The organism is Sphingomonas sp. (assembly GCF_019746015.1).
Lineage (GTDB): Bacteria > Pseudomonadota > Alphaproteobacteria > Sphingomonadales > Sphingomonadaceae > Sphingomonas.
This window is the reverse complement of sequence record NZ_JAIESM010000051.1, coordinates 1-3,831: the sequence shown is the minus strand read 5'-3', so window position 1 is coordinate 3,831 and position 3,831 is coordinate 1. Positions and strand designations below refer to the sequence as shown.

The 3,831-nt window shown below is 73.1% G+C and carries 4 protein-coding genes and 1 pseudogene; 2 read left to right on the top strand and 3 right to left on the bottom strand.

The window, feature by feature from the left end; genetic code table 11:
- On the bottom strand, positions 1-1,258 hold a 1,258-nt coding region (locus tag K2Y03_RS07785; protein WP_294089739.1), incomplete at its 3' end, for a transcription antitermination factor NusB.
- A 48-nt stretch (positions 1,259-1,306) separates the two neighbouring features.
- Between K2Y03_RS07785 and K2Y03_RS07780 the strand changes: the two genes are divergently transcribed.
- A complete protein-coding gene (locus tag K2Y03_RS07780; protein ID WP_294089738.1) occupies positions 1,307-1,474 on the top strand; it encodes a DUF1674 domain-containing protein in 168 nt (55 codons plus the stop codon).
- Between the two features lie 36 nt (positions 1,475-1,510).
- On the opposite strand, the gene K2Y03_RS07775 is transcribed toward K2Y03_RS07780, so the two are convergent.
- Together K2Y03_RS07775 and tsaD are read right to left on the bottom strand one after the other, a co-directional pair.
- Complete coding sequence (locus K2Y03_RS07775) at positions 1,511-2,488, bottom strand: NAD(P)H-dependent glycerol-3-phosphate dehydrogenase (RefSeq protein WP_294089737.1); 978 nt, start codon at positions 2,486-2,488, stop codon at positions 1,511-1,513.
- On the bottom strand, positions 2,485-3,519 hold the full coding sequence (gene tsaD / locus K2Y03_RS07770) for a tRNA (adenosine(37)-N6)-threonylcarbamoyltransferase complex transferase subunit TsaD (protein WP_294089736.1): 1,035 nt from the start codon (positions 3,517-3,519) through the stop codon (positions 2,485-2,487). The genes K2Y03_RS07775 and tsaD overlap by 4 nt, the downstream gene beginning before the upstream one ends.
- Before the next feature lie 39 nt (positions 3,520-3,558).
- Here tsaD and K2Y03_RS07765 point away from each other — a divergent pair.
- Positions 3,559-3,831, top strand: a pseudogene (locus tag K2Y03_RS07765) (hydroxymethylbilane synthase); the annotation flags it as partial.

Below are 3,831 nucleotides of genomic sequence, written 5' to 3'. Positions count from 1 at the left end.
AGCCGTCGCAACCGCCCTGCGCGCCAAGCGTGCCCGGCACCAGCCGCAGCCAGCCGGGCGCCGCCGCCGCAATGCCGCCCGGCAGCTCGTCGGCGCCGGGCGGCAGCAGGCGATAATCGGGCCGCGCCGCCAACAGGCCCTCGACCACGCGCTCGCCCTCTTCAGGTTCGAGCGAGCAGGTGGCATAGACCAGCCGCCCGCCGGGGCGCACCCAGTCCGCCGCGCGGGCAATCAGCCGCGCCTGAAGCGCGCTCATCTCGGCGATCTGCGCGGGCGTCACGCGGTGGAGCACTTCAGGGTGGCGGCGGAAAATGCCGGTCGCGGTGCACGGCGCGTCGAGCAGCACGGCGTCAAACGGGGCCGGGGCCGCCCAGTCGAGCGCATCGGCCGTCACAATCTGGGCAGAAAGCCCGGTGCGCGCCAGATTTTCGCTTAGTCGCGCCAGACGACTTTTGGCGATGTCGAGCGCGGTCACCGCCCAGCCGGCGGCGGCGAGTTGCAGCGTCTTGCCGCCGGGCGCGGCGCACAGGTCAAGCGCGGTGCCCGTGCCGGCGCCCAGCAGCCGTGCGGGCAGCGCGGCTGCCAGATCCTGCACCCACCAGCTGCCCTCGCCAAATCCCTCCATATCGGGAATGGCGCCATGCTCGGCCAGGCGCAGATGGCCGGGCATCAGGCTCTCCCCGCCCAGCCGCGCGGCAAGCGCCGCCGTCTCGCCCGGGTCGGCAAGGGTCAGGTCGAGCGGCGGCGGCGCCACGCTGGCGGCACGGGCGGCGGCGATGACGTCAAGCCCCCAGGCCGAAGTCCAGCGCGCAACCGGCGCGGGCGGCAGGCTGGGCAGCGCCGGCAGCGCCGCGCCCCGGCGGCTGAGCGTGCCGAACACGCCGTGCACCAGCCGCTTCGGCCCGCCTTCCACCAGCGGCAGCACGGTGGCGATTGCCGCATGCGCCGGCGTGCGCAGGATCAGCGCCTGCGCCAGCGCGATGCGCAGCACCATCCGCGGCTTGGCATCGTCGGGCAGTGGCCGTGCGGTTGCCGAATCGATCAGCGCGTCGAGATCGCTCAGCCAGCGCAGCACCCCGGCGGCCAGCGCATGGGCAAGCGCGCGGTCATCGGCGCGGGCAATGCCGCGCGTTGCCGCCGGCAGCGCCTGTTCCAGCGCCTCGCCACGGCGCAGCACCGCATCGAGCAATTTGAGCGCGGCGCGGCGGGCGGGAACGCCGGGCGGCTGGTCGCTTTGGGGTTGATTCGCAGGGGGCATCGGCTCCATCGGGCATTGCGACCATTTCACGGACAGGGAAACTGCGCCATGGGCCAACGCCCCAGCCATGTGAAGCCACCGGCCTATCTTTCCAAGAGCCCGCCGCTGCCCAAACCCACGCCCGCTCCGGCGGCAGCGCCCGACCAGGACCCGCTGGGCCGCAACCCGGTGCGCTATGGCGACTGGGAGCTGAAGGGCATTGCGGTCGATTTCTAGCGTGATTTGTGGCGGCGACGCGCCCGCTTCACGCCCCTAGACGCCCTCGTCCTTCAGCGGGCGACTGAGCAGCGCATCGACCACCCCGGCCACCGGTGCGCCGTCCAGCAGCGCGCACACCGCCTGCACCATCGGCATTTCCACCCCCACCTGCGCCGCTGCCGCCTGCAGCACGGGGGCGGTATGCGCACCCTCGGCCACGGTACGGCGATCAGCCAGCAAGGCAGCGGCCGGCCGCCCCTGGCCCAGCCCCATGCCGAGCGCGAAATTGCGCGACGCGGTCGATGAACAGGTCAGCACCAGATCGCCCAGCCCGGACAGCCCGGCGAGCGTTGCCGCCTGCCCGCCGCGCGCCACGCCGAACCGCGTCATTTCGGCAAAGCCGCGCGCAATCGTCGCCGCGCGCGCATTTTCGCCCAGCCCCGCGCCCGACACCACGCCGCACGCAATCGCCAGCACATTCTTCACCGCCCCGCCGATTTCGGCGCCGACCACATCGGCCGAGCCATAGGGACGCAGCGGCGTGCCGGCAAAGCGCGCGATCAGCGCCGCGCGGGTGGGGGCATCGGCGCAGGCCAGCGTCAGCGCGGTCGGCTTTCCGGCCGCCACCTCATGCGCGAAAGTCGGGCCGGAGAGCACTGCGAGCGGCGCCGCCGGGTGCAGCGCGCCCGCCACCTCGCTCATCAACAGCAGCGTGCCCGCCTCGATCCCCTTGGCGCACAGGATCAGCGGGCAGTCAAGCGGCGGCAGCGCGCCCAGCACCGCGCGGACATGCTGCGCCGGGCAGACGACCAGCAGCGCATCGGCGCCGGCCAGCGCTGCGAGCGTGCCCGTCGCTCTGATCGCGGGGGACAGGGTGACGCCGGGCAGGAACAGCGGGTTTTCCCGCGCCTGGTTGATCCGCTCGACCACCTCGGCCTCACGCGCCCACAGCGTCACCCCGGCACCGGCCGCCGCCAGCACCTGCGCGAGCGCGGTGCCCCAGGCGCCCGCGCCGATCACGCCGATGGTCATGCCTTCACCCCGGCGCCGCGCACGGCCTCCGCGCCCGGATCGAGCGGCCAGCGCGCGCGCGCCGGCGTGTCGAGCGGATCGGTGAGCCCCGCTGCGAAGCGTTCGGCACCGGCCCAGGCAATCATCGCGGCATTGTCTGTACACAGCCATTGCGGCGGCGCCACAAAGGCCAGGCCATTGGCCGCCGCCAGCGCGCCAAGCGCGGTGCGCACCGCGCCATTGGCGGCAACGCCGCCCGCCACCACCAGCGCGCTTGCGCCCGGCGCGCGCGCCAGCGCCCGCGCGGTGCGATCGATCAGGCACTCGACCACTGCCTGCTGGAAGCCGGCGGCAATGTCCTCCGCGCGGTGATCGCCCGAGGCCCAGGCGCGGGCGACCGCGCTTTTCAGGCCGGCAAAGGAAAAATGCGGCTCGGCCGATCCTTTCAGCGGGCGCGGCAGCGGTACGGCGGCGGCATTGCCTAGCGCTGCCGCCCGCTCCAGCGCCGGGCCGCCGGGAAAGCCCAGGCCGAGGATCTTCGCGCTCTTGTCGAACGCTTCGCCGGCGGCATCGTCGATCGTGGTGGCCAGCCGGCGATAGCGGCCCACCCCTTCGACGAACAGCAGCTGGCAATGCCCGCCCGAGACCAGCAGCAGCAGATAGGGAAAGCGCAGGCCCGGCTCGGCCAGCCGGGGGCTGAGCGCATGGCCTTCCAGATGGTTGACCGCCACCAGCGGCCGGCCGGCGGCATGCGCCAGCGCCTTGCCCGTCACCAGCCCCACCATGACGCCACCGATCAGCCCGGGGCCGGCGGTGGCGGCCACCGCATCGACATCCGCGAGCGCCACGCCCGCCTCCGCCAGCGCCTCCGCCACCAGCGGAATGAGCTTGTCGACATGCGCGCGGGCGGCGATTTCGGGCACCACCCCGCCATAGGGGCGGTGCGCCGCTTCCTGCCCCGCCAGCCGGTGCGCCAGCACCCGGCCGTCGCTGGTGACGAGGGCGGCTGCGGTTTCGTCGCAGGAAGATTCAAGGCCAAGGATCAGGGCCATCGCTTCCCTCTAGGGCAAAGCCGCGTTAGCACAAGGGGCATGACCCTGTTCCGCCTCGGCTCGCGCGGCTCGCCGCTCGCCCTCGCCCAAGCCCATATGACCCGCGCCGCGCTGTGCACCGCGCATGGCTGGGCCGAAGATGATGTCGCCATCGTCATCATCAAGACCACCGGCGATCAGGTGCAGGACCGCGCGCTGGCCGAAATCGGCGGCAAGGCGCTGTGGACCAAGGAGCTGGACCGCGCGCTGCTCGCCGGCGAGATCGACGCCGCCGTCCATTCGATGAAGGATGTCGAGACCGAACGGCCCGAA

Bases quoted from the DNA above. Each gene is read 5' to 3' on its own strand.
- K2Y03_RS07780 (WP_294089738.1), top strand. From the start codon at position 1,307: ATGGGCCAACGCCCCAGCCATGTGAAGCCACCGGCCTATCTTTCCAAG.
- K2Y03_RS07775 (WP_294089737.1), bottom strand. From the start codon at position 2,488: ATGACCATCGGCGTGATCGGCGCGGGCGCCTGGGGCACCGCGCTCGCG.
- tsaD (WP_294089736.1), bottom strand. From the start codon at position 3,519: ATGGCCCTGATCCTTGGCCTTGAATCTTCCTGCGACGAAACCGCAGCC.